Source organism: Thermogymnomonas acidicola (assembly GCF_014646795.1).
Lineage (GTDB): Archaea > Thermoplasmatota > Thermoplasmata > Thermoplasmatales > Thermoplasmataceae > Thermogymnomonas > Thermogymnomonas acidicola.
In genome coordinates this window covers 596,804-621,601 of sequence record NZ_BMNY01000001.1, presented here as the reverse complement: position 1 = coordinate 621,601, position 24,798 = coordinate 596,804, and the positions used below count along the sequence as shown (strand labels likewise).

Here is a 24,798-nt window from a genome sequence, read left to right as displayed (position 1 = left end):
TCCAACCCGTGGCTATGTGTGAAATCACCATTATTTGCGGAAGCGAGAGGACCTTTTCAACATGCACAGCGGCCCATGTGGAGTTAAGGGGATCAGGCAACCCAGGGCGTGGAGGTAATGAGTGACAGGCTGAGGTGTGCGGTGCTGGGTGCCACTGGCCTGGTGGGCCAGAGGTTCTGCCAGCTCCTCTCAGGCCACCCCATGTTTGAGGAGCCTGACCTGTACGGGTCAGAGCGCTCCGAGAATGAGAGGCTCCGGGACAGGCTGAAGCTGGCTGACAGGCCGGTGTCAGGGGACCTGCTTGAGAAGGAGATAAAGCGCCTTGACACCGATGTGGTGATAAGAGAGCACTACGATGCTGTCTTCAGCGCACTGCCTACAGAGGTTGCGGGCCAGGTCGAGAGCAGGCTCAGGAATGGCGGAGTTACAGTCTTCACCAATGCTTCGCCACACCGCATGGATCCCGATGTACCTCTCGTGGTGCCTGAGGTCAACCCGGAGCACCTGCGGCTTGCCAGTAACAGGGGCTCGATAATAGCCAACGGAAACTGCAGCACCATAGGCCTTGTGCTGACGCTTGCCCCTCTCGTCCGCTTCGGGATAGAGAGGGTGAGCGTGGTGACAATGCAGGCCCTCTCAGGCGCCGGCTACCCTGGTGTGCCATCCCTTGATGCCCTCTCAAACATCGTGCCGTACATAAAGAATGAGGAGGAAAAGCTGAGGGCAGAGCCCAGGAAGATGCTCGGTCGCCTGAAGTCCGGGGCCATAGAGCCATGGGATGTTGAGGTGAGCCCATTCTGCACCAGGGTGCCCGTAAGGGAGGGGCACTTCGAAGTGGTGGAGGTCACTTTCAGGGAGGAACAGGATCTCCCGGAGATCGTATCGTCAATGGAAGGCTTCAGGGGCTTGCCACAGGAGAAGCGCCTGCCGACTGCACCTGAAAGGCCAATCATAGTGAGAAACGAGCCTGACAGGCCGCAGCCAGTCCTGGATGTTGACGCAGGGTCACCGGACAGGGCCCGTGGAATGGCTGTCACTGTTGGCCGCCTCTCTTACGGAGGCAGGAGGCTCAGGTACTCGCTCCTTGTCCACAACACCATAAGGGGGGCTGCAGGCGCGGCTGTGCTACTTGCCGAGACCTATTTCTCGGGTGGTTTCTGATGGCACTTGAGGTCCTCAAGTTCGGGGGTTCATGCCTCTCCGGGCCTGACTCTCTGCCAAAACTGCGAGAGAGGGTCGAGGAGGAGGCCTCTGGCGGTTGGAAACCGGTACTGGTGGTTTCAGCCCTCAAGGGCGTTACCGATAACCTGGTAGCAATCTGGGAGAGGCACGTGAACAACGGCATTCCGTGCTCTGCCCTGGAAGTGCTCTCACAGCATGTGGAGATCGCGGAGAGGTGCATTCCCGGTGCAAGGAAGCAGTTCATGAGGTCATCCCGGCTCCTCATCGAGAGGCTGCAGCGCATGGTCTCCACATGGGACTACGGGGAGCACACAAGGGCGTACTTTTACGGACTCGGCGAGAGGCTATCTGCACGCCTTGTATCCATGTACTTGGAATCTTATGGCATAGCCTCAGAGGTTGTGGACACAGACAGCGGCCTGCTCGTGGCCAGCGGCGACCCCATGAACAGCAGGGTTGACTTTACCCTCTCCCGGGGCCTCCGGGATGCCGTCACGGAGATCGTATCCAGTGGCAGGATACCTGTGGTGACCGGCTTCATAGCCTGCGATGCCTCTGGAATGCCCGTTCTGCTGGGCAGGAACGGGAGCGACTATTCAGCCGCAGCGGTGGCAAGGCTGATAGGGGCAAGGAAGGTTGTCTTCTACAAGGACGTGGAGGGCATACTGCTGGACGGCCGCCCCGTTGCCTCTATGACGTTCAGGGAAGTGCATGAACTGTGCTCCGCAGGGGCAAAGGTGCTACACCCCCTCTCCCTTGAGATAGCCATGGGCTCTGGCATGGAGGTGCTGGTGAGGTCCTTCGAGCGCACTTCGTTTCCAGGAACGGTCATCAGGGACTAGGCCCCAGGCGGCCCTTACACATAATGGATATGGGCAGTTAAACTGTACCGTGGTTTACGTAGTCTATAACAACCGATAGTGGGACACCGTGCTCCCAGACTAGGTGGTAATTGCCACTCCTGGTCTGCTCCACCTCGGGTATGAGGGCCTTCAGTAGTGCCATCCTGCCAGGCCTCACAGAGCCAAGGCTGAACAGCCTCCACGGGTCCTCCCTTGCGTTTTTCAGCCTGAATGCGTATGTCAGGAATAGGCCTGCCCTAGAACAGCGCTCAACCAGCCTCTCTGCCTGTTCCTGCCTCTTGTAGGACGCCTCAGAGAATGAGAGCCTCCTGCTAGCCGAACTCTTCACCTCTATTATCAGGGTGTAATCGTCCCTCACGGCCACAAGGTCGGCGCCCAGCGACCCGGCAGCCCTCACCACATAGAACGGCCTCTGGATCAGCCCCGTGACTGCCTGCTGCGTATCCTGGGCCACCCGCCTGGAGTATCTCTCTACACTGCCCGGATCCCCTGAAAGTATCGATGCAAGCTCCCTTTCGTAAACAGAGCCGTTCAACCCTTGTGCATGTCAAGAGTCCTAATTAATGAATGGCCCACAGAAACCATATTATCCATCACTGATATGTTATGATATGGCAGGCAGGAGAGATTACGCTGCCGCGACCAGCCACCCGCTAAGCACCAGGGCTGCCATGAAGGTTCTGGAAAGGGGAGGCAACGCATACGATGCTGCCCTCGCAGCCAGCGCTTGCCTTGTTGTGGTGCAGCCTAACCTGAACGGGCTGGGCGGCGATATGTTCCTGGTTACAGATGAGACCAAGCCGGTCGCACTCAATTCCAGTGGCTTCTCCGCGGAGGCGGCCACTCCGGAGTTCTTCAGGTCCAAGGGCTACAGTGAGATCCCGAAGAGAGGCCCGCATGCATCCTTCATGGTGCCCGGCATACCGGCGGCCTGGAAGTTCCTGGCCGAAAGGGCCAGCATGAAGCCCAGGGAGCTGATGGGGGACGCCATAGAGATAGCGAGGAACGGGTTCAGGGTGAGCGAGAAGATAGCCGCTGCCATAAGGCTCATGTCAGGAATGACGGAGGACCCTGACTGGCAAGCAACGTACACCGCAAGGGAGACAGGGGATCTCCTGGTGCAGAGAGACCTGTCAAAGACGCTGGAGGTGCTCTCGGAAGATCTCGATGCCTTCTACACAGGCGAGATAGCGAAGAAGATAGAGGAGGACATGGTGAGGAAAGGAGGCCTCCTCAGGAGGGGAGACCTGGAGGAGTATAGGCCTGGTGTGTATGAGGCGCCGCACGTCAGGTACAGGGGGTACGATGTGTTTACGAACCCACCGAACAGCCAGGGTCTGACAGAATTAGTGTGGCTGAGGCTCCTCGAAGGCAGGGAGAACGATGACTCGACCTTCAGGAGTGCCATAGAAACAATGGAGACCGCCTACTTCTACAGGGCCAGGTACATAGGCGACCCGAGGTACGTTAGGTTTCCAGAGTGGCTGCTCAGTGGCCCTGTGGAGTCAGTTGCACAGAGGGCAGGGAAGATGACATTCGGGGCTTCTGACACAACTGCATTCTCTGTCTTTGACGGAGATTTCGGGATATCCGCTATCCAGAGCAACTACATGGGCTTCGGCTCAGGCCACACGATACACGGCACAGGCATAAACATGAGCAACCGCGGCTCTTACTTCACGCTTGATGAGAGGCACCATAACTGCGTGGCACCCAGGAAACTGAGCTTCCACACACTCATGGCTACGCTGGCCCGCGGGGACAGGAAGATATTCCTGGGGAGCATGGGTGGCGATGTCCAGCCGCAGGTCAACGTGCAGATCCTGATAAGGCTCATAGACCTTGGCCTGGACATACAGGAGAGCATAGACAGGCCCAGGTTCGCATACCCAGCGACCATTTACGGTACATCGGACATCTACGTGGAGCCTGGCCTCAGGATAGAAGGAGCAAAGGGTGTGGAGCCGCTCAACAGCCTCATGGGCCACGCCCAGGGAATAACGGTATCGCACGAGACAAGGGCTGGATTTGACCTCAGAGGGGATGCTTTCACTCAGGTCTTCTGACCCCTCCTGTCATCCTCCAGCAGAGACCTGTAACTTTCATCGTCCATTTCTATTATGAACGGCCCCTCGTAGCCGCAATCCTGGCACCTGTACGTCCCCATTATAAAAAAGAAGTCGCCACTCACCCTATCGGAGTGGCAGACTGGGCACACCTTATGGATCATCTCAGCAGTATTTCCTGCCTTATGGGCGTTTCCCTTATCCTCTTGCCTATATCGAGCTCTATTGCCCTGGCCAGCGCAGGCGGCACACCTATGGTCGGCGATTCACCCACTCCCTTGGCGTGCGATGGGAGTTCCGATGGGTTCTCCGCCAGGAGCACCTTGAACCTCGGCAGCAGCGACGCATATGGCACGCCTGCATCGGATATGGATGCGGTTATGAGCTGCCCCTCCTCATCGAAAGCGACCTCTTCGTACAGCGTCTGGCCGATGCCCTGTGCGCACCCGCCCTGTACCTGCCCGATCACGTTCTCCCTGCTGAGCGCCTTCCCCACATCGTAGTAGGATATGCAGTCCTCTATCTCCACATGCCCCAGGTTGTCCACGCGTGCCCGGATCAGGTTCGCACCGAAAGAGTTCAGCGGTGTGTCGTGGTGGTAGAACTCCATGGCCTCGTAGTTGCCGGACAGCAGTAGGTCTGGGTTGTACTTACCGTGCTCCTTCACCACCATTTCCCTGATCTTCCTGGCCGTGAGTATGAGCGCGGTCCCGCCCATCATGGCGGACCTGCTGCCCCATGTGCCGACACCCTCTCCCAGTTCATCTGTGTCGCCCTTGTGCACCACGATCTCCTCGCTGCTCAGGCCCAGTTCCTCCCTGAGTATGTTCACTATTATGTCGTCGTGCCTCTGCCCGTGCTGGTTCCCGCCGAGCCACACGTGCACCTTTGAGTCCCTAACCGAAATCTTGGCACTCTCCCCCGGCATGGCCGCCGGCACCAGGACGAAGAACGCAAGGCCAGCCTTCTCTCCCTTCTTATAGCCCATCTCCCTGAGCGCCCTGGTGAAGAATGGCTTTGCCGCCTCTATCTTTAGGCCGAGGGGGCTCGTGAGTGGCTCCTCAGACATATTCGCGAGCCTTACGTCTGCAGGATCCATCTTGATCTCGTCCGCGAGGAGGTCCATCATCCTCTCCATAAAGAAGGCCGCCTCCGGCCTACCTGCACCCCGGTACGGGCCCTGTATGATCTTGTTTGTTAGGACTGCCAGTGCATGCATGTGCACTTTCTTTATGTCGTATGGCCCTGTGATCTGGTAGGCTATGAACCTGGATGAGAACTCGCCGGCTCCTCCGCCATATGCACCCGCGTCCACGATGACCTCCCCGTCCAGGCCGAGGACCCTCCCCTGCCTGTTGGCAAATATCTTCATCCTTCCTATCACACCTCTTCCTGGCCTGCTCCCGGAGAGGTGCTCCCTCCTGGTCTCGACCCACTTCACGGGCCTCTTCTCCTTCATGGCGATCAGGGAAGCTAGTACATACTCCGGGTACAGGGCACTCTTGACCCCGAAGGCGCCACCTGTGTCCGTCTGTATGACACGGACCTTCTCCCTTGGCAGGTTGAGGACGCCGCAGAGCCCCTCCCTGATGGCCACCACTGACTGCGTGGGTGTCCAGACGGTGAGCCTGTCCCCATCGTAGCTGGCCACCACGCCCCTTGTCTCTATTGGGTTCGGGACGATCCTCCTGTTGTAGAACTTGTCCTCAAGCACTATTGGCGCGTCCTTTATGTCGAACTTCTCACCCAGCTCGTGCTCTGCAAGTATGTTGCTCTTCATCGAAGGGTGTATGGGCTCCCTTTTCAGTGCTTCCTCCGGTTCCACAACCGGCTTCATGGGCTCGTACTCAACGTCAACAGATTCCAGGAGGTCAAGGGACCTGTATGGATCGTCGGAGAACACTGCCGCAATGGGCTGCCCCACATAGTTCACGTAGTCCCAGGCCAGAACGGGGTGCATCAGGCTGTTCGCGTCCTCGGAAGCGCCCTCGCCCACCGATGCCATCCTCAGGAAGCCTATGTCCTTTGCGGTTATGCCGCCCTTCACCGATAGGAGCCTGGCCCTGGCGTACTGGCTCCTTACCACCGACATGTAGAGCATGCCTGGCAGGAATATGTCATCGATGTACCTTGTGTTACCGGTCACGAAATTTATGTCGCTCTTCAGCATTGCAACATCAGCTCCTGACTGTTACCTCTTCCTCCTCGGTCTGTTCCTCTTCCCTCATCAGCTTGCCAGCGTACTTTATCGCGTCAACTATGTTGTCATAACCCGTGCACCTGCAGAGGTTGCCCTGGAGCAGGCGCCTGATCTCCTTTTCATCCGGGTCCTTGTTCTTCCTCAGTATCCAGAAGGCAGTCATTATCATGCCCGAGGTGCAGTACCCGCACTGGAACGCGTGCTTCTCTATGAAGGCCCTCTGTATGGGGTGCAGGCGCTCTGGCTTGCCCAGGCCCTCCACTGTGGTCACCTCATGGCCATTCGCCTGTAAGGCTAGCACTGTGCAAGACTTCACCGCTTTGCCGTCCAGGAGGACCGTGCAGGCCCCGCAGTTTGATGTGTCGCAACCCGTCCTTGTGCCAGTGAGGCCCACGACCTCACGCAGGAAGTGCACGAGAAGTGTCCTAGGCTCTATTTCGGCCTCCTTCACCTCGCCATTCACCTTTATCCTGACATTCACCTTTGCCATACCATCACCCCACCTTAACGTTTATCCTCCTGAAGGCCTCAAGGGTTATTGCCCTTGCAATCCTCCTCTTGAAGTCCACATCTCCGTAGTAATCCGCCACTGGCTCCACCCTCTCCGATACGATCCTGGCCACGTGCTCGGCGGCGTTGCTGTTGAGCTCTTTCCCGCGCAGGTACTCCTCCGCGTCGGTGATCTCGAGGGGCTTTGGCCCCAGAGATGCCACAGCGATGCCCGCCTCCTTCACCGTGTTCCCCGATTCGAAAACGACGTTGAGGGCAACCGTTCCCAGGGAGAAGTCACCAGCACGCTTCTTGAACTTCACGTAGGTGCCTGCGGAGCGCCCTCTGGGGAGATCCACCGATATTTCCCTCAGGATCTCGTCGTGGTTCATCGCTGTCTGGAACGTGTCCACAAAGAAGTCGGAGGCCCTTATCTCTCTTGTGCCCGATGGCCCCTGGACCGTGAACCTTGCACGCAGTGCCAGCATCACCGGTGGCATATCGTTGCTGGGATCTGCGTGTGAGACGTTTCCACCCACTGTCCCCATGTTGCGAACGAGCGGATCAGCTATCTGTGAGGCCGCCTCAGTAAGCACAGGTAGCCTCTTCATGAGGTCGCCGGAGTACTCTATGTCGCTGACCACAGTCATTGGGCCCAGCCTCAGCTTGTCCTTATCCAGCGATATGTAGCTCAGGCCCGGAATGGACGATAGTGATACCAGGTACGGGAACACCGTTATCCTGGTCTTCAGGAGCGGTATGAGGCTCTGGCCTCCAGCGAGTATCTTTGCCTCCTCATATTCCTTCAGCATCTTTACGGCTTCTTCGATGCTACTCGGTGCCAGGTACTCGAAGTACTGCGTTCTCATGGCAATCTTTCACATGCTTTCCAGATACTTAAATGTGTATTAGGGCTAAAACGTCAGCAGGCCCCACTTGTTTTTGGACTTTCTTCCATTCTCTCCTCTTTCACAGGTGCCCTCCTGACCCTTATGATCTGCGCTATGATGCTCACCGCAATCTCTTCTGGCGTTACCGCGCCTATGTTCTCCCCTATGGGGGCGTGGATCCTCTTCAGGAAATCTTCTCCCACTCCAAGGGAGCGGAGCCTCTCGAAGTCGTACTGCACCCTCTTCCTGCTTGCCAGGAGGCCGATGTACCTGAACTTCTTGCCGCTGAGGTCCTTGAGCGTCTGTATGTCCCTCTCGCCCTTGGTTAGGACGACTATATAGTCCCTGTCGGATGTCTGGAACTGCTCAAGCTCGCCCGATAGGCCGGAGATGAGCCTGTCTGGCTGTTCCCTGAGCTGCGGGGCGTGGTCGAATACCACGACCTCCATACCGATCTTCTTGCCGAGGGCCACAAGGCTGTCCTCTATGTCATCCCTGCCCCCCTGGGCCACTATTATCATCCTCTCCCTAGGCAGGTATGGTTCAAGAAACACCTCTATCTGTCCCCCACAGAATGTCTCCACGTAGATCTCGTTCTCCTCCTTCCTCAGCAGGGCCTGGACAGCGGCCTCAGTCTTCTCCAGGTGTATCCTGATTGTTTTAGGCTCCCCCTTCCTCAGGACAGAGAGAGACTCATCTATTATTACGGATTCGGGGCATGCACCACCAAGCGTGCCCCACACTATTTCACCGCTCTCAGATATTATCTCCTTGAACCCGGGCTTCGCTATGGAGGAGCCTGATGTGGCCACCACCGTGGCGACCACGAACCTGTCGCCCCTCTTGACCATGTCACTGAGAATGCCCGCGAATTCAGCCGAATCCATGTTTTATGTATTGCCTTCACGGTATTTATCCGTTTACTTGCCTCACTTCTTCTGGGAGCTGGCTTCGCCTAGAGAGACCCTGAGGTTTTCGTAGATCTCCTCCATCTCCTTGGCCAGCTTCTTCGCCTGTTCGGCGATCTTCTGCTTGTTATCCACGAACTTTGGGGTCAGTATTGCCCCCTCTCTCGATGGCTCAATGAGCCCCTCCCTCTCAAGGATCCTTAGGGAATACCTGATCTTATGCTCCGGCATCTTTGTGACCTGTGAAATCCTGATTATGCCCGCTGGCTGTTCCCTTAAAAGAGTCGTTATTATGGTTATGTGCCTCTTGACAGTCTCTATGTCATTCTGGATCTCCTTGAATATTGAGTTCTCCAGGTCAACATCCTCCTGCGAGTTGTCGTCAATGACCATGATTACCACATGTCAAACCTGAATAAAATTCCTCGTTTCACTGTTCCATGTTCTCCAGGAGCCGTGTTTTCAGGCATTATCCCGCTATTGTCCCAAGCAGGTAGTGTCTTAGACTAATCACAGGAGCGGTATATTTCTCTGCCTCCATAGTATACTACAAAATTTCCATCAGATTGCACTATCTCCCTTATCTTCCTCCTCCTCTCCTCTATATATTTCTGGAACCTCTCAGGCCTCTCCGAGACCGCCATTATGTTCTTCGCGTTTATGAGCAGGGCGATCTGCAACCTCAGTTGGAACCCCTGTTCCTCCGGAAAATCCTCTACCCTGAACTCCATCGGCACACAATGGCAACACAGTGACTTTAACTTAATGGAGTTGAGGGGGAAGACCCCATTCCGTGAGGGGGGGCAGTCCACGCCGTCGTGCCCTGTAGCAATGGGTGCCGAGGAGTGTTCACGCCTACGTCAGCGCTGGAGGTCAGTTAGCGTTATCATCGCCGAAGCCATGTGGAAGTATGGAGATCAGGGTAGAGAAGGTCGGGGGGTTCAAGTTCAGGTTGCCCTCCTCGCAGTGGCCAAGGATGAGGACTGACGGCATTGTCTATGCGAACGATAGTCTGATGTCCTCAATAAAGAACGATAACTCCCTACTCCAGGTGATGAACGTTGCAACTCTGCCGGGGATCGTTGGACCCTCCATAGGGATGCCCGACATCCACTGGGGGTACGGGTTCCCGATAGGCGGTGTTGCAGCCTTCGATTACGACGAGGGCATAGTATCGCCCGGGGGAGTGGGTTATGATATCAACTGCGGCGTTACCCTGATACGTTCCTCTCTCACCCTGAATGACCTCAGGCCGAAGCTCAAGGAGGTTGTGGACGAGATATTCCGCCTGGTGCCCTCGGGAGTCGGCTCCAAGGGCAGGTACAGCATAGGCCACCAGGACCTGAACAACATCCTTGCAGAGGGCATTGACTGGGCCGTGAACAGGGGATACGCCACCGAAGACGATAGGGAGAAGACTGAAGAGTACGGCAGAATGGAGGGTGCAGACCCCGCGCATGTGTCCTCAGAGGCCAGGAACAGGGGAATACCGCAGATAGGTACGCTCGGTGCCGGGAACCACTTCCTTGAGATCCAGGTGGTCGAGAGGGTCATGGACCCTGGCACAGCCAGGGCATTCGGGATAGAGGAGGGCAAGGTGACTGTGATGATCCACACAGGTTCCAGGGGATTGGGCCACCAGGTTGCAACTGATTACATCAAGAGGCTGAACGAGAGCAGCGACAGCGTGAGGGATGTCCCAGACAGGCAGCTTACCTCTGCATTCCTGAAGAGCAGGATAGCGCAAGAATATATGGGGGCCATGAGGGCTGCAGCCAACTTCGGCTTCGTCAACAGGCAGCTGATAGTGAACAGCGTGAGAGAAGCATTCAGGAGGGTCATGCACCTCCCGGCGGAAGACCTCGGCCTCGATCTGGTCTACAGCCTGGCTCACAACATAGCCAAGGTGGAAGAGCATGATGTGGATGGGAAAAAAGTTAAGGTGCTCGTGCACCGGAAAGGGGCCACCAGGGCCTTTCCAGCCGGGAGGAAGGAGAACAACAGGAAGTACAGGGAGACCGGCCATCCAGTGCTCATACCGGGGGATATGGGCAGGGCATCGTACGTGCTTGTGGGCCTCCCTGGAAGCCTGTCTGAGAGCTTCGGCAGCTCATGCCACGGTGCCGGCAGGATGCTGAGCAGGTCAAAGGCCACATCCACATACCCCGCATCACGTGTCATCTCAGAGTTAGAGCAAAAGGGCATATACCTTAGGGCTGCGTCGAAGAAGGTCGTGTCCGAGGAGGCGCCATACAGCTACAAGGATGTGGATGAGGTTGTGGCATCTGTCGCAGGTGCTGGGATCAGCAGGATAGTCTCAAGGCACATACCCGTGGGGGTGGTGAAGGGTTGATACATGCAGATTCCATATCAGGTAAGGTCTTCTGGAGGGGGGAGTTCCTCCTCGGTACCCTGTACAGGAAGGGGAACTCCCTGTCTTTCAGTGAAGAGCCGGAGATGAAGGTGGAGAGGACCGTTATACCAGCGTTTTTCAATGCACATACCCATCTCGGCGACTCCTTTGTGATGGAAGAACCTGTGGGCACCCTGCCGGAGGTGGTTGGGCCGGGAGGGTTCAAGCAGAGGATGCTTGAGAGTGCCGAGGAAGCCACTCTCTTAAGATCCATGGCAACAGCATTTTCCCACATGCTCAGAACTGGAACATTCGGATTCGCAGATTTCAGGGAGTCTGGGGTCAGGGGGATCTCACTGATAAGGAAGGCTCTGCGCAGAAATATGCAGGCTATCATACTGGGCAGGCCATCCTCTGGGGATGAGAGCCTCGAGCATGTTATCTCAATGTGCGATGGCCTCGCACTCAGTGCGATCTCGGACGTGGACCCTGCGCTCCTAGATGCTTCGAGGGACGCATGCAGGAGGATGGGGAAGTTGTTCGCGATACACTTCAACGAGGACAGGAGGGAGGACCTTGAACTACTCCTTTCACTGGAGCCGGATTTCATAGTGCACGGGATCCAGTGCACGAAAGACGAGATGAAGAGGCTTGCGGATGCAGGGATACCAGTGGCCATCACTCCCAGGTCAAACATATTCTATGGAAAGAGGCCGGACTACTCCGCATTTCTGGACTCTGGCGTGACTCTCATGCTGGGCACCGACAACGCAATGGTAAGTGAGCCAGACATGTTCTCTGAGATGGACTTCCTCTACAGGTACCAGAGGGGCCTGCACAGGATAGGGCCAGAGAAGATAATTTCAATGGCAACCTGGAACGCATACACTCTTCTCGGTTCGGAGCCAAGGGCATTCATAGTATTCATGGGCGATGAAAGTGCCTACGATATAGTCACCAGGGGTAGGATGAGATCGTTTGAAACTTTCAGCATTCCATAATTATGACCAATGGTCCGGGGCAGGGGATATTTAATGCTTTCAAGACAATATTTATATTGGAAGGTTTCTTTCGCCTGAAAAGGATAGAGGAGATGTCCTTGAATAGAGCATACGCAACAATCATCTCACTGTTGATGATCGGAAGCATACTGCTTGGTGCCGGTATTGGCCACGCCATAACGCCTCAGATGGGGGCGGTCAGCTACACAGCCTATTATACGTCCAGCGGGAAGGAGGTCGCACCGCTCTCATCTAACGCATCTGTTAACTTCACTACCCTGGCTGGCCAGACCGTTGCCTCACTCCAGGGCCCAGTTAACAAGACGGAGCTCGACTATGGAAATTACACCGTGACTGTTCCCTCGGGCCTGGTGTACGTGAACGGGCAGCCTGCGGTATCACTTGGCCTGAGTGAACTTGTCACAGTTGACAAGCCGAGCCAGTCAATAACGCTGAGCGTGCCTATAGAGAGCCTCGTCCCCGGCACGCTGTATGTCAGTGGGCTGGTGGCAGGCAGCAACGCAACAATTGCGCTCGAGACAGAGAACGGCCTTGAATACTACACTAGCACAGTGACTGCAAACTCCACGGGTGTGGCCAGCCTGACATACTACATGCCATCCACACCCTTCCTTGTGTCGGTCAAGCAGGCTGGCAATACCTATCTGGTCGCCACTGAGCTTACGAGTGGCGTTGCCAGGATAACAGTGCAGCCATCCAGCACGATAAGCGGAATAGTTGAGAGCGTGAGCGGTGCGCCGGTTAAGCCAGTATATGTTGTGGCATACAACAGCACCAGCTCCACATATTCGATTGAAAAATTTACAACATCGTCTTTCGAGATATCACTGAATGACTACTCTGCTTACAGGCTCTTTATTTACTCGCCAGGGTACAACACGTCAACCATATCCCAGATCGTGCCAGGTACTGTGTACACTGTACCGCTTTCACCTGCCCAGTCCTACATATATTATAACTTCTCACTGAACTCGACCCTCCAGGGCCTCAACATCAGCATACACTACAGCCTGGGCAACTACACCACCCTGCCGTTCCTAGCGAACTCCAGCGTGGGCTCGCTGTACTGGCAATTCAGGCTGGACGGCATAACAAGCTCAAGCGCACCCCAAATTGAGCAGTACCTGCTCAGTGAACTTGGCAGGTACACAAACTACACAATGTTCGTCAACAGCAACAACTACAACCTCACATCGGAGAGAGTGGTATCAATTTCCATAGGCACATCTTCCTTCAGCGCCACTGTCAACTACTCCTACTCGAACACCATGATCTCGCCATCACAGAATGTCAGCATCTCACTCTTCACACGCGGTACCCGGTTCACGCCGGGATCCCTGACATATATGTACTCCGTTGCCTATTCGCTGCAGGGCGTAGCATTGGTCAAGTCTAACGTGTCGACCTACACATTCGTGAGCCCAATAGAGGTGGCCCCACAGAGCACGAGCCACTGGGTTTCACTCACACTTGGCCCTGCAAAGAAGCCAATATTCATTGACCCGAAGATAAGCCTGTACTGGCCAAACCAGGTGAGCACAGACTACATCCTGAACTCAACTTACAATAACACAGTCTTCATAGTCCCGAGCGGCATAAGCGTCCACTACAACCTCAGCAAAGCATTCTACAACCCGACAACGGCATCTTACGATATCTCCTCATCAAAGAACATAACATGGATGGTCAACGGCACCGTTGTGCCGCAGGACTATGGCATGTACAATGCATCCCTTACACTTAGAGGCAAAAATATGATCACCGTGAAGGTGGAGAGTGCCTCTGGTGTCTACAACGAGACTAACTTCACCGTCTACGCTTACAACGGCACACCAACAGTAAGGGTCAGCGTGGTGGTCGATGGCAAGACAGTTACACCTACCAGCGGCGTTTACTATGTGCCTCAGAACACCCTGATAAGCATGAGTGCGTACAACTCCAGTGAGGCAGTGCCGGGTACGAGTTACATGGTGCCCCTAGTTTACAGCTGGAGCCTGCCATCATTCACCAGCACAAGCGAGAACATTACATACTCCTTCAGCAGCCCCTACATAAAGGTGGGCCTCCAGTACGGCTACATAAATGTCACGAACATTGCAGGCGTTATGGCCCATATGAAACTGACATTCCACGTCAATGACACAACACCTCCAAGTGCAGCCATCACCCTCTACAATGCAACCGGAGTTGTGGAGACTGAACCTGTGGCTGGCCAGAACACAACTCTCTCAGCGAACTCAACCACAGATCCCTATTACCCGTTCAGCCAGCTGACATTCAACTGGACATTCGAGTACAGCAACGGCACTGTGGCCAAACCCGGAAATGACAGCTACCAGATAGTTGCCGGCTCGAACACAAGCTCCTGGATCAAGGTCAGGTTCCTGACCGTGGACAACATGATAGTGTCCCTCAAGGTCACAAACCCATCAGGAGTTTCCGGATATGACAACAAGACCCTCACCATGGTCATAGACACAGCGAGGATAGTGATTAACGGGTTCACAGTTCCCAAGCCGCTGGTGCAGGGAGAGCGCGCAACCATATACGTAAACGTGTCCAACAACGGGACGCTTGAGGCCTATAACTACACAATAACGCTCTACGTCAACGGCGTCCCGGTGGCCACTGAGGAATACCACGACCTTCTGCCCGGCCATTCCGCCAACATCAGCTTTACATGGACCCCATCCGCATCCGGCAACCTACCTCTGGAGTTCAAGGGTTCGACTAGCTCCGAGCCCGCGTTCTTCGCGAACGTTGGTGCCTACACCAAGACCGTGAGCATAGCCCCGCCCGCTTACAGGACACCTGCCATAATAGCAGGCGTTATCGTGGTCGTTATAGTCGTTGGCTACGTCTACTACAGGATATCCTCGAGGCCCAGGGAGCCGCAGAGGCCTGCGAACAAGCAGCAGGAGCAGAAGAAGCCTGAGCAGAAGAAGAAGTGAGACCTTGGACGGGGTGGCATTTTGGCACCCCGTGCGATCCATTTATTGCGTTCAACGGAGACACCCTATACGGGAATGATGCCCTCAGTCGAGGCCCTTCATAATTTTTCTCTCAGTTTGGTGCTGGAACCTCCTCCCGCGGAAAGGATAAGTTCAGAAACCCCGGGGATGTGGTGGATTCAAAACCCAGCTTGAAAGAGAACCGGTGAGGGTTCGAACATCACATCTCCTCCACCGGGATTACGCCGAGGAGGTCGTAGAGGTCCATGAGGATCGACCTGAATGCCCTCACAAGAGTTATCCTCTTTGAGTATTCAGCGTCTGAAGCGTTAAGTATCTGGCAGCTGTTATAGAACTCGTTGAATACCTTCACAAGGTCAAGGGAGTAAGAGGCTATCAGGTCCCCCCTCAGCGTTTCTTTGGCCTCGGAGAGCACGTACGGGAACCTGTACATCTCCCGGATAAGGCGCCTCTCATCCTCGTTGAACGTGCGTGGGAAGTCCACCAAGTCCCTGCTGGCCTTGCGCAGGAGGCTTGATGCCCGTGCCCCTGCATACATGATGAATGGCGCCGAATCCCCTTCGAAATTGAGAGCCTCGCTCCACCTGAAGACCATGGGCTTGGTTGCACCGATACGCACCATGTTGAACCTTAGCGATGAGACCCCCACGGCCCTTGCGATCTCCCTTAGTTTCTCTTCCCCCAGGTCAGGCCTCTTTTCCTTCACGATACTGTAAGCCTCCTCGACCATCCTCTCCGTGAGCTGCTGCAGTGTAACAATGTTGCCACGCCTTGTTGACATCTTCCCTGTCTCTAGCGATACGTAGGCGTTGAAAACAAACGATATCCTCTGCTTCAGGCCTATTATCTCGCGCAGTATGTACTCCAGTCCCTTGGCGTGGTCCCTGTGGTCCTCCCCCACGACCACCACGAACCAGTCGAACAGGCCTGCCTTGTACATGTGGTATGCCACATCCCTGAGTGGGTACAGTGATGTCCCGTCCTTCCTCGTGAGGTACATCCTCTTCCCCCCAGGGACCTGGACGAACAGCGCCCCGTCATCGTCGCTCTGCAGCTTCTCCCTGTTGTTCTCTATGATCCTCTTCACGTCCCCGCCGGTTATGAAGTCGCTCTCCCAGGTGTAATCATCGATCTCTATGCCTATTGCCCTCATGGAGCTGCTTATATCGTCCAGAGCCACCTTCGCTGTGGATTTTATGCCCTCTATGAGTTCCCTGTCACCCTCCTCGTACCTCCTTATGAGGGCTTCAACCTCCCTCTCCACCTGTGGGTCCTTCTCCATGTCACGGTATATGGCCTGATAGCACCTGAGTATCTCCTGCAGTGTCTTCTCCCCACTTCCGTATTTCGTGTAGCCGAGGTATAGGGCCATCACCTGCTTGCCAGAATCGTTCACAAAGTACTGTGTTGTTACCCTGTATCCGTACCTCTTGAGCACCCTCTGGAGGGTGTCACCTATTATGGAGTTCCTGGCCCTGCCTATGTGAAGGGGGCCGGTTGGGTTGGTGCTTGTGTGTTCCACCGATACCTTCTCCGATTCCTGAAAAACGTCCGGGAACCTGCCCGACCTCTCTATGCTCTCCGTTATTGTCGAAAGCATGGACCACGGGTCAAGCGTTATGTTTATGTAAGCACCCTCAAGCACGACTTTCTCGACGAACTTCTGTGATTTGAGTGCGGGCTCCAGTGAGGCGAATACGCTCCGCGGGTCAATACCCAGCTTCGAGCTGAGCCTGAAAGTCCTTATGGCAAGGTCTGCCCTACCGGTGTTATCGAACGAGACGTCCCTGGGGTCGAAGGACGGGAATCGGTCGGTCACGATCTTGACAACCCTGTCAAGGAAGTCGTCGAAGAGGAGCATGCCTGCCCATAGTGGATTGCTATAAAATTGTTCTCAGGCCGTTCCCCAGGAGTGCACGCAAGTCTCCGAAGAAAGATGGGTAGCTCTTCGCCACGTGGCCCGGTTCCCTTATCTCGAGATCGCATGAAAGGGCCATGGCAGCGACCGTGTAAGCCATTATGATCCTGTGGTCCCTGGAATCGCATGCCACCCTACCCGGCTTCTCTCCCCTTCGGATGCTGATACAGCCATCGCTAACATCCACCCTGGCACCGAACCTCCTAGCCATATCCAGTATAGAGGCTACCCTGTCACTCTCCTTGTACCTGAGCCTCCCGTAGTTCAGGATCCTTGCCCCCTCCACAGTTGATATTCCGATGGCCGCAGCAACGGGCGCCAGGTCCGGTGTCCTGTCAGCGTCGACCTCTATCCCGCCCGTGCTGCCACCGCTCACCACAAGGACGTCTCTGTCCCAGACCGCAAGTCCGTTCCTTTCAAGCCACCTGACCAGGGCACTGTCTGGCTGAACGCTCTGCCTGTTCAGGCCAGAGACCCTGACCTCCGAGCCGTCGAGGAGTGAAGTGGCTGACACGATAAAGGATACGGAGGAGTAGTCACCCTCAACATGGAATGTGCCCGGAGACCTGACGTCACCGTGCATCTCCACACCCTTCCCTGTCACGCCCACCCTCATGCCGAAGGACCTGAGCACCTCTGCGGTGACCTCCACATACTCCATGGACGGTGGCCTCTCAAGGAAGCGGATCACGGTTCCCCTCTGGCCTGAAAGTGCGTAGAAGAGCATCATCGAGCTCACGAACTGTGAGCTCTCCATGGCCGCTGCATCCACGGGCGATGGCAGAACACGGGAAGCATCCATACGGAGGAAGCCGTCTCCCTTGGGGCTGAAAGATACACCGCACCTGGAGAGCGCTTCCAAGAGCCATCCGATGGGCCTCCTGGAGAGTGATGGCTCCCCGTTAAAGTCAACGGTGCAGCCCATTGCTGCCAGAAGGCCCATGGCCAGCCTGTATGTGGTCCCAGATTCGCCCACATAGACACTGCCAGGGCACCTGAAGTCTGGGGTTATGCGGACCCCACTGCCCTCCTCGCGTATGGAAGACCCCGCAGCCCTTGCAACACCCTCAGATACAATCTCATCGTCACACCCGGAAACCGGTGTGACAAGGGTTTCACCACCGATAGCGCTTGAAAGCAGAATGGCCCTCTGGGAGTAGCTCTTCGAAGATGGGGCCACCAGTGATCCGGAGAGCCTGGGCGAAGAGAACGAGAGGATCATATGTGCTCAACCCAGATGCCGCTGTTCTTGAACCTTGACCGCTTCACCCTGCGGCCCTTGGATTCGAGGATGGATGCACACCTCTCCATGTCCCCTTCGTTCCTGAAGACGCCGACCACTGCGGGCCCCTTACCGCTCTGGCAGGCATGCGTGGCAGAGTTGAGGAGCATGGTAGATATGGCATCCCCGTCCGATCCCTCGATGAGACTGCACAGGTACCCGTCAATGACCATAGCCTCCAGGAACTCCCTCCTCATCAGCAGGTTCTCCACCGCCCTCCAGGCCCTCCTCATCTTCCTGTACTCATCGACCCTGGCGCTGTACGAGATCCTCCGGTCGCTGGACTCTACAACAAGCACTGGCAGGTCTGGCATCCTGTCGGTGAAGATGATCCTGTTGGAGGCGTTGTCCGTCACAGATACCCCGCCGTAGTATATTGCGGAGAGGTCGTCAAGCGCACCTGTCACAGAGAGCCCGAGCCTCACAGACGCTTCCGCACAGAGCCTCAGGAGTTCCTCTCCTTCCAGCTCAGCTCCCAGCAGCCTAGAAACCCCTATCATGGCGGAGAGCACCAGCGCGCTGCTGCTCTTGAGGCCCTGTGCCTCCGGTATCCTGTCCACCACCTCGAAGTGAAATTCACCGCCCACGGAGAATGCCCTGCTGCACTCCCTGGAGAGGCCCCTCAGTTCCCCCGGGTCCCCCCTGCTCACATCCATGGTGAAAGGCAGGTCGATCTTTGCCGCAGAGCCCAGGGCACCGGAAAACGCGCACGACACTGTCACCGCAGCATCAGCGTGCACGCGCACAGACTCAACCAAGGGCACTCAGCCTCCTGAAGAGGGTGTCTGCCAGCCCTTCGGCAGCCCTGATCCCCGTTACTATCCGGAATGCCTCCAGTGCCTGATATATGAGCATCCAGAGGCCCGAGACCGCCGTACCGCCTGCATTCCTGACTCTCCTGAGAAACTGCGTGTCGACAGGGTTGTAGACCAGGTCAATGCCCACAATGCCAGCGTGGAGGCGAAAGCCCTCGAACGGGTCCGAAGCGCTGTTGGGCCACATCCCCACGGGTGTGCAGTTTATCAGGACATCGAACTCCATCGACCTTGCTGTCCCGTAATCAACCGCCCTGGCACCCCATTCACTGTCTCCCGGAGACCTCGAGATCAGTGTCACGTCAGACCCCACCAGTGCAGCGGTAACCGCCCTGGCAGCACCCCCTGTACCGGCCACAGCCACCCTCTTTCCCCTGAGGTCGAGAGCATGCTTCCTGCACATGTCCGTGAAGCCCTGCAGGTCCGTGTTGTAGCCGATCAGCCTCCCGTCGTTCACGGTGACCAGGTTAACGGCACCTGACATTCGTGCGGAGCTGTCGATCTCGTGAAGGAAGCGCATGCTTGAGACCTTGTGCGGCACCGTGACGTTGAACCATGAAAAATTCCTGGATGCCCTCCTGAAGAAGGTCGGGACGAACTCTGGCCTTATGTCCACAGGAAGGTAATCGATCTCTACGCCGTAGATGCGCTCCAAACTGCTGTATATATAGGGGCTCCAGGTGTGCGAGACCGGGTGACCTATGATACCTGATAGCATGCTAATGGGAGATGCCTCCCTGGTTTTGAATGTATTCCCTGAGCACCCTCCTGGCCTGATCCTGGGAGAGAGGCATCTCAGATACCGTGTTCGATTGGGCAGGCACGTAGAACCTGATCGTTCCAGAGGTTGTCTTCTTGTCGTTCATCATGTACCTGACAAGGCCATCTACCCTGTACTCCGAGAGGTCAGGCAGCCTTATCCCGTACATGGAGATGAGATCGGCTATCTTGTCATGCGTGCCCCGCGGAGTGATTCCGTACCTCTGGCCCGCAAATGATTCCACGAGCATGCCCAGGGCCACGGCCTCACCGTGGCCTATGCTGTTCCCCGATGCGGCCTCCAGGGCATGACCCACGGTGTGCCCGAAGTTCAGGGCCGCCCTGAGGCCAGACCGGTCACGGTAATCACCAGCTGTGACCGAGGCCTTGTACTTCACGGACCAGGAGACTATGTCCATGAGGGCCTGCTCTGACCTCAGCTTCGAGAGGCCGCCTGCTTCCGAGAGGAGTGCCCCGATTCTCTGCTCACCTATGAATGCGTACTTTATGACCTCCGGTAGGCCGTTCCTCAGCACCTCGTCGGGGGCAGATAGCAGGAACGAGATCTCGTCCAGTATTACCCTGGGCTGGTAGAATGTCCCGATGACATTCTTCACGCCTGCGAAGTTTATGCCGTTCTTTCCGCCCACAGAGCTGTCCACCTGTGCCAGAAGGGTCGTTGGAACGGCGAGGAGGTCTATGCCCCTCTTGTATGTCGCGGCAACAAAACCTGCCAGGTCCCCCACAGTCCCGCCGCCTATGTATATGAGGAGGGAGTGCCTGTCCACCTCCCTCTCCACAAGCACCCTCATTATCTTCTGATAGTTCTTGATCGATTTCAGCGACTCCCCGTCCTGTACGTTGAGCACCACCGTGTTCTTGTCGAGTGTCTCGAGCCTGGGCATTATGCTGCTGTAGAGCGAGGCCACCCTGGAGCTCACCATCAGGACGAGCGAGGTGTAGGATGAGGCGATCTCGACCGTGTGCTCTATGACTCCCCTGCCTATGATCGCCTCCGTCTTGCCACCCTCGTTCTCAATTATGACCTTCTGGCCCTCAATGGAAGCCATTGCGTGATATTATGTGACACCTTAACTTAAATTTAGTTGCGCAGGTGAAACCCACCCTGAGATCTGCCTACCGAAATTCTGTATACAGTGCTGGATTTCGCAGTTCCGGTGGAGGAAACGTTGATATAATGAGATTCCCTAGTCAAGGCCGGTAGATCCCATTGGGTTTCAGGGGTTTAACTCCCTACGACGAAATAGACGTTGATGGATTCACAAAGATCGGCAACCACGGGATGATTGCCAACAACCGTTCTGCTGCCCTGGTGAGCATGAACGGCACAATCGACTGGGCGTGCCTGCCCAACTTCAACTCACCCCCCGTATTCTTCTCGATACTGGACAGGAAGAAGGGGGGCTATTTCCGCATCACGCCCCTGGACACCTCCAACCTCTATGTCCACCAGTCATACAAGGACTTCACTAACGTACTGATCACGGAGTTCGTGAGGAACAACAAGGTCATACTGAGGATAACGGACTTCATGCCCACATCGGAGTACTCCACCATCAGTTTTCCAGAGATACACAGGCTTGTGGAGACGCTCTCGGAGGAGGTGGATGTTGAGGTATCATTCAAGGTGGCCTTCGACTACGGCAGGAAGAGTGCAAGGATAGAGGAGAGGAAGCACGGCTACGTGTTCAAGGACACCAGGGAGAGCGTTGGCCTCGCCCTACCCTTCAAGCTGGAGAGGTTCAATGACAGGCTCAGCGGCACACTGCACCTGCCCAGGAGGAGTGCGAACTGGTTCGTGGCACTCCACGGTGTGGACCACATAGGAAAGATATCTGACTACAAGTCCTACGAGAGGCTCGAGGAAACTGTGAACTACTGGCAGAAGTGGTGCAACCAGAGCACCTATAACGGCCTCTACCACGGGGATGTCATCAGATCCGCACTTACCCTGAAGGGCCTGTTCTACGAGCCAACCGGCCTGATGGTTGCCGCACCCACGACGAGCCTCCCGGAGTGTGTGGGTGGAGAGAGGAACTGGGATTACAGGTACACTTGGATAAGGGACACCGCATACGTCATAGAGGCCCTGGCAATGATAGGCTACAAGAGGGAGGCCACCAAGTTCCTCTATGACCTGATGCACATAATAGAGAGGGAGGGCAGGATAAGGACAATATACAGCATAAACGAGGATTCGAACCTGAACGAGGAGGAACTCGACCTCGAGGGGTACAGGTTCTCGAGGCCAGTCAGGATAGGTAACAAGGCCTCTGAGCAGCTCCAGCTGGACGAGTACGGGTCCATAATAAATGCAGTGTACCACCTGCACAAGATAGGGGGCCTCATAAACTCCTACCTGTGGGACTTCGTTGGGGAGACCCTTGACAAGATCTCGAAGATATGGAGGAACCCGGATTCGAGCATATGGGAGTTCAGGACAGAGCCCAAACACTATGTCTATTCCAAGCTGATGTGCTGGGTTGCGTTCACGAGGGCAATAGAGATGGGCAGGGAGGAGGGGTTCTCCGGGCCCTACAGGAAGTGGAAGGCCACGGCAGACGAGATCAAGGAGGACATACTCAGGAACGGTTATGACCCTGAGCTGAACAGCTTCACGCAGTACTACGGGTCGAAGAGCGTGGACGCGGCTCTCCTCAGGATACCCATGGTGGGCTTCCTGCCTCCGGATGACCCGAGGATAACGGGCACTGTTGAGAGGATAGAGAAGGAACTGATGGTCAGGAACTTCCTCTTCAAGAGGTACACCGAAGACGATGGCTTCGCATGCCCAGACAACCCGTTCCTCCTCCTCTCCTTCTGGTATGTGGAGGACCTAATCATACTGAACAGGGTGGAGGAGGCAAAGGAAGTGTTCGAATCGCTGCTTGACAAGGCCAATGTCCTGGGGCTCTTCTCCGAGGAGGTGGACCTGAACACGGGAGAGCTCATAGGCAACTTCCCGCAGGCCATAACCCACCTCGGCGTGATCAGGGTTGCCACAAAGCTCAACGAGGTGCTCAAGAGGAAGAACGGGAAGAGCGGGAATTCCATCGACACCAGGAAGATAATAGACTTTTCCAGGTACTACTGATAGACCTCCTCGCTCTTCTCGTATATGTGGCACCACACGCTGTGGTCACCATCCAGGGCCGTGGGTGCTGGCTCCACACTGCACTTCTCAAATGCCGATGGGCACACCTTCCTGAAAATGCAGCCTCCCTCCGTGCTCACATGCCCGCCTGCAACGCTGTCTGATGCCTGTATCTCAGACCTCTGTATGCCCAGCACGCTCCCGGTGAGCACCCTGGTGTACGGGTGGGCCGGTGACGAGAGCACGGTCTTCGTCTCCCCGCACTCCACCACCTTCCCGTAGTACAGCACGGACACCCTGTTGCACATGAAGCGTATGACGTTTATGTCATGTGATATGTAGATGAATGTGATGGACATTGACCTCCTGAGGTCCCTGAGTAGGTTGAGTATCTCCGCCTGGATACTCACATCTAGCGAGCTTGTGGGTTCGTCCAGGATCAGGATCTTCTTCGGTGCAACGAGTGCACGGGCTATGGAGACCCTCTGCTTCTCACCTCCGCTCAGCTGTCCTGGATAGGACCACAGTTTGCCCTGAGGGATCCCCACCTGCCTGGATATCTCAACTATCCTCTCCTCGTAGCGGTCCTTCGGCACATCTGAATTTATGAGCCCTGCCCTTATTATCCTGTACACCGGCTCCCGGGGGTTAAGTGAACCCACAGGGTCCTGGAACACTATGCCTATGTTCCTCCTTGCTAGGCTGACGTCCTTGCTCGAAGAGTAATCGATCTCCCTCCCTTCAAGGTAAATGCTTCCTGAGGTCGGCCTGTTTATGCCCAATATGGTCTTAGCAAGTGTGGACTTGCCTGAGCCTGTTTCCCCCACTATGCCGTAGGAATCTCCGCGCCTCACGCCCAACGAGACGCCCTTGAGGGCCTCGGTGAAGCCCCTACCCTTAACCCTGAACCTGACAACCAGGTCCCTAACATCGAGTATGTATTCACCTGGCATACAACCAGCACTTCACCATCCTGTCATTGACAGTTACATCTGGAGGCATGCTGACGCACTTCTCGAAGGAGAGCGGGCAGCGCGGCTGGAACGGGCAGCCAGGGGGCAGGTGCCTGAGGTCCGGAGGTTCCCCCTGCGATACCGGGAGGTCAGGTGAATCGTAAAAGCCATGCGGTATAGAGGACATCAGCGTCTTCGTGTACGGGTGCATGGGCCTCTCGATTATCTCCTCCGCGGGCCCAGATTCCAGAACCCTCCCTGCGTACATAACGTATATCCTGTCACACAGCTGGGCTGCCACAGATATGTCGTGCGTAATTATTAGAAGGCTAACCCCAGTCTCCCGCCTGATCTTCTCAATGAGGGATATTATCTTCAGCTGGACCAGGGCATCCAGGCCGGTCGTTGGCTCATCCATTATGAGCAGTTCAGGTTCCTGCAGGAGCGCCGAGGCTATCGCTACCCTCTGCCTCATGCCCCCGGAGAGCTGGTGGGGGTACTTTTCCAGTATGCCCTCTGGGTTCTCTATGTTCATATCTGCCAGTGTGCGCACTATCCTCTTCAGGGCCTCCTTCCTCCTCCCCTTCTGCGTCACTCCCGGATCCTTTACCGAAAGGGATTCCATGAGCTGAAAGCCTACCGTGTACACGGGGTTGAGGGACACCAGTGGCTCCTGGAACACCATAGACACGCCCCTGCCCCTGAACCTGTTGCCACCCTCCTTGAGGGTCGGCCCGACCTTTTCGTTCTTGAACCTTATCGCCCCGGATTCGTGCACGGCGGGTGGAGAATCCAGGAGGCCCATGATGGCGTTCGCAAGGGTCGACTTGCCAGAACCGCTCTCGCCAACAATGCCGACCCTCTCGCCCTTCCTCACTTCCATGTTTATGTCCCTGAGAACAGGCAACCTCTGGCCGTCGGATAAGAAACTCACGTTGAGGTTTTCCACGGCCACTATGCTGTCGTTCAACTCACCCATCCTGTAGCCTTCAACATACATAAGGCCTGCTA

The 24,798-nt window shown here is 55.9% G+C and carries 21 protein-coding genes; 7 read left to right on the top strand and 14 right to left on the bottom strand.

Going from position 1 to position 24,798, the window contains the following annotated elements; translation table 11 throughout:
- Nucleotides 1-117 precede the first annotated feature (117 nt).
- The gene (gene asd, locus IEW66_RS03025; RefSeq protein WP_188680197.1) at nt 118-1,161 is read left to right on the top strand and encodes an aspartate-semialdehyde dehydrogenase; all 1,044 of its coding nucleotides are present in this window, start codon (nt 118-120) and stop codon (nt 1,159-1,161) included.
- Nucleotides 1,161-2,024, top strand: coding sequence for an aspartate kinase (locus IEW66_RS03020; protein WP_188680194.1), 864 nt, complete (start codon nt 1,161-1,163; stop codon nt 2,022-2,024). The genes asd and IEW66_RS03020 overlap by 1 nt, the downstream gene beginning before the upstream one ends.
- Before the next feature lie 37 nt (nt 2,025-2,061).
- Here IEW66_RS03020 and IEW66_RS03015 read toward each other — a convergent pair whose 3' ends face one another.
- Complete coding sequence (locus IEW66_RS03015; RefSeq protein ID WP_188680192.1) at nt 2,062-2,580, bottom strand: PDDEXK family nuclease; 519 nt, start codon at nt 2,578-2,580, stop codon at nt 2,062-2,064.
- Nucleotides 2,581-2,656: 76 nt separating this feature from the next.
- On the opposite strand from IEW66_RS03015, the gene IEW66_RS03010 reads away from it, so the two are divergent.
- Nucleotides 2,657-4,111 carry a gamma-glutamyltransferase family protein gene (locus IEW66_RS03010; RefSeq protein WP_188680190.1) on the top strand — a complete coding sequence of 485 codons (1,455 nt, stop codon included), beginning with the start codon at nt 2,657-2,659 and terminating at the stop codon, nt 4,109-4,111.
- 160 nt (nt 4,112-4,271) lie between these two features.
- Here IEW66_RS03010 and IEW66_RS03000 read toward each other — a convergent pair whose 3' ends face one another.
- The 6 genes from IEW66_RS03000 to IEW66_RS02975 all read right to left on the bottom strand — a co-directional run bounded on the left by IEW66_RS03000 (nt 4,272) and on the right by IEW66_RS02975 (nt 9,329).
- A complete protein-coding gene (locus IEW66_RS03000) occupies nt 4,272-6,281 on the bottom strand; it encodes a xanthine dehydrogenase family protein molybdopterin-binding subunit (RefSeq protein WP_188680186.1) in 2,010 nt (669 codons plus the stop codon).
- Between the two features lie 7 nt (nt 6,282-6,288).
- Nucleotides 6,289-6,801 carry a (2Fe-2S)-binding protein gene (locus tag IEW66_RS02995; protein WP_075057280.1) on the bottom strand — a complete coding sequence of 171 codons (513 nt, stop codon included), beginning with the start codon at nt 6,799-6,801 and terminating at the stop codon, nt 6,289-6,291.
- Nucleotides 6,802-6,805: 4 nt separating this feature from the next.
- Complete coding sequence (locus tag IEW66_RS02990) at nt 6,806-7,669, bottom strand: FAD binding domain-containing protein (protein ID WP_188680184.1); 864 nt, start codon at nt 7,667-7,669, stop codon at nt 6,806-6,808.
- A 53-nt stretch (nt 7,670-7,722) separates the two neighbouring features.
- A complete protein-coding gene (locus IEW66_RS02985; protein ID WP_188680182.1) occupies nt 7,723-8,577 on the bottom strand; it encodes an XdhC family protein in 855 nt (284 codons plus the stop codon).
- A gap of 42 nt (nt 8,578-8,619) precedes the next feature.
- On the bottom strand, nt 8,620-8,991 hold the full coding sequence (locus IEW66_RS02980; RefSeq protein WP_188680180.1) for a transcriptional regulator: 372 nt from the start codon (nt 8,989-8,991) through the stop codon (nt 8,620-8,622).
- A gap of 113 nt (nt 8,992-9,104) precedes the next feature.
- A complete protein-coding gene (locus tag IEW66_RS02975; protein WP_188680178.1) occupies nt 9,105-9,329 on the bottom strand; it encodes a hypothetical protein in 225 nt (74 codons plus the stop codon).
- A gap of 179 nt (nt 9,330-9,508) precedes the next feature.
- On the opposite strand from IEW66_RS02975, the gene IEW66_RS02970 reads away from it, so the two are divergent.
- From IEW66_RS02970 to IEW66_RS02960, 3 genes are all read left to right on the top strand, one after another.
- Nucleotides 9,509-10,951 (top strand): RtcB family protein, encoded by a 1,443-nt coding sequence (locus IEW66_RS02970; RefSeq protein ID WP_188680176.1) that lies wholly within the window; start codon nt 9,509-9,511, stop codon nt 10,949-10,951.
- On the top strand, nt 10,948-11,952 hold the full coding sequence (locus IEW66_RS02965) for an amidohydrolase family protein (RefSeq protein ID WP_188680173.1): 1,005 nt from the start codon (nt 10,948-10,950) through the stop codon (nt 11,950-11,952). The genes IEW66_RS02970 and IEW66_RS02965 overlap by 4 nt, the downstream gene beginning before the upstream one ends.
- 98 nt (nt 11,953-12,050) lie before the next feature.
- Nucleotides 12,051-14,924, top strand: a complete 2,874-nt coding sequence (locus tag IEW66_RS02960) for a CARDB domain-containing protein (RefSeq protein ID WP_188680172.1) — start codon at nt 12,051-12,053, stop codon at nt 14,922-14,924.
- Between the two features lie 220 nt (nt 14,925-15,144).
- Here IEW66_RS02960 and argS read toward each other — a convergent pair whose 3' ends face one another.
- From argS to aroB, 5 genes are read right to left on the bottom strand one after another with little or no spacing between them, the layout of a single operon-like run.
- Nucleotides 15,145-16,806 (bottom strand): arginine--tRNA ligase, encoded by a 1,662-nt coding sequence (gene argS / locus IEW66_RS02955; protein WP_188680171.1) that lies wholly within the window; start codon nt 16,804-16,806, stop codon nt 15,145-15,147.
- Nucleotides 16,807-16,825: 19 nt separating this feature from the next.
- Entirely contained in the window at nt 16,826-18,085 is a 1,260-nt protein-coding gene (locus tag IEW66_RS02950; protein ID WP_188680170.1) for a 3-phosphoshikimate 1-carboxyvinyltransferase, read from the bottom strand.
- Nucleotides 18,082-18,909, bottom strand: coding sequence for a shikimate kinase (locus IEW66_RS02945; protein ID WP_194446409.1), 828 nt, complete (start codon nt 18,907-18,909; stop codon nt 18,082-18,084). Before IEW66_RS02945 ends, IEW66_RS02950 begins: the two co-directional genes overlap by 4 nt.
- Nucleotides 18,896-19,678, bottom strand: a complete 783-nt coding sequence (locus IEW66_RS02940) for a shikimate dehydrogenase family protein (protein WP_188680168.1) — start codon at nt 19,676-19,678, stop codon at nt 18,896-18,898. Before IEW66_RS02940 ends, IEW66_RS02945 begins: the two co-directional genes overlap by 14 nt.
- A 1-nt stretch (nt 19,679) precedes the next feature.
- Nucleotides 19,680-20,789: a 3-dehydroquinate synthase gene (gene aroB, locus IEW66_RS02935; RefSeq protein WP_188680167.1), complete on the bottom strand. Its 1,110-nt coding sequence runs from the start codon at nt 20,787-20,789 to the stop codon at nt 19,680-19,682.
- 161 nt (nt 20,790-20,950) lie between these two features.
- Between aroB and IEW66_RS02930 the strand changes: the two genes are divergently transcribed.
- Nucleotides 20,951-22,834, top strand: a complete 1,884-nt coding sequence (locus IEW66_RS02930; protein WP_229657464.1) for a glycoside hydrolase family 15 protein — start codon at nt 20,951-20,953, stop codon at nt 22,832-22,834.
- On the opposite strand, the gene IEW66_RS02925 is transcribed toward IEW66_RS02930, so the two are convergent.
- Nucleotides 22,828-23,787, bottom strand: coding sequence for an ABC transporter ATP-binding protein (locus tag IEW66_RS02925; protein ID WP_188680166.1), 960 nt, complete (start codon nt 23,785-23,787; stop codon nt 22,828-22,830). The two genes, IEW66_RS02930 and IEW66_RS02925, sit on opposite strands and share 7 nt — an antisense overlap.
- Nucleotides 23,777-24,787, bottom strand: coding sequence for an ABC transporter ATP-binding protein (locus IEW66_RS02920; RefSeq protein WP_188680164.1), 1,011 nt, complete (start codon nt 24,785-24,787; stop codon nt 23,777-23,779). Before IEW66_RS02920 ends, IEW66_RS02925 begins: the two co-directional genes overlap by 11 nt.
- Between the last annotated feature and the right edge of the window lie 11 nt (nt 24,788-24,798).

Excerpts from the sequence above, each read along its gene's own strand:
- asd (WP_188680197.1), top strand. The coding sequence starts at position 118 with ATGAGTGACAGGCTGAGGTGTGCGGTGCTGGGTGCCACTGGCCTGGTG.
- IEW66_RS03020 (WP_188680194.1), top strand. The coding sequence starts at position 1,161 with ATGGCACTTGAGGTCCTCAAGTTCGGGGGTTCATGCCTCTCCGGGCCT.
- IEW66_RS03010 (WP_188680190.1), top strand. The coding sequence starts at position 2,657 with ATGGCAGGCAGGAGAGATTACGCTGCCGCGACCAGCCACCCGCTAAGC.
- IEW66_RS03000 (WP_188680186.1), bottom strand. The coding sequence starts at position 6,281 with ATGCTGAAGAGCGACATAAATTTCGTGACCGGTAACACAAGGTACATC.
- IEW66_RS02995 (WP_075057280.1), bottom strand. The coding sequence starts at position 6,801 with ATGGCAAAGGTGAATGTCAGGATAAAGGTGAATGGCGAGGTGAAGGAG.
- IEW66_RS02990 (WP_188680184.1), bottom strand. The coding sequence starts at position 7,669 with ATGAGAACGCAGTACTTCGAGTACCTGGCACCGAGTAGCATCGAAGAA.
- IEW66_RS02985 (WP_188680182.1), bottom strand. The coding sequence starts at position 8,577 with ATGGATTCGGCTGAATTCGCGGGCATTCTCAGTGACATGGTCAAGAGG.
- IEW66_RS02980 (WP_188680180.1), bottom strand. The coding sequence starts at position 8,991 with ATGGTCATTGACGACAACTCGCAGGAGGATGTTGACCTGGAGAACTCA.
- IEW66_RS02975 (WP_188680178.1), bottom strand. The coding sequence starts at position 9,329 with ATGGAGTTCAGGGTAGAGGATTTTCCGGAGGAACAGGGGTTCCAACTG.
- IEW66_RS02970 (WP_188680176.1), top strand. The coding sequence starts at position 9,509 with ATGGAGATCAGGGTAGAGAAGGTCGGGGGGTTCAAGTTCAGGTTGCCC.
- argS (WP_188680171.1), bottom strand. The coding sequence starts at position 16,806 with ATGCTCCTCTTCGACGACTTCCTTGACAGGGTTGTCAAGATCGTGACC.
- IEW66_RS02950 (WP_188680170.1), bottom strand. The coding sequence starts at position 18,085 with ATGATCCTCTCGTTCTCTTCGCCCAGGCTCTCCGGATCACTGGTGGCC.
- IEW66_RS02940 (WP_188680168.1), bottom strand. The coding sequence starts at position 19,678 with ATGCTATCAGGTATCATAGGTCACCCGGTCTCGCACACCTGGAGCCCC.
- aroB (WP_188680167.1), bottom strand. The coding sequence starts at position 20,789 with ATGGCTTCCATTGAGGGCCAGAAGGTCATAATTGAGAACGAGGGTGGC.
- IEW66_RS02925 (WP_188680166.1), bottom strand. The coding sequence starts at position 23,787 with ATGCCAGGTGAATACATACTCGATGTTAGGGACCTGGTTGTCAGGTTC.
- IEW66_RS02920 (WP_188680164.1), bottom strand. The coding sequence starts at position 24,787 with ATGTATGTTGAAGGCTACAGGATGGGTGAGTTGAACGACAGCATAGTG.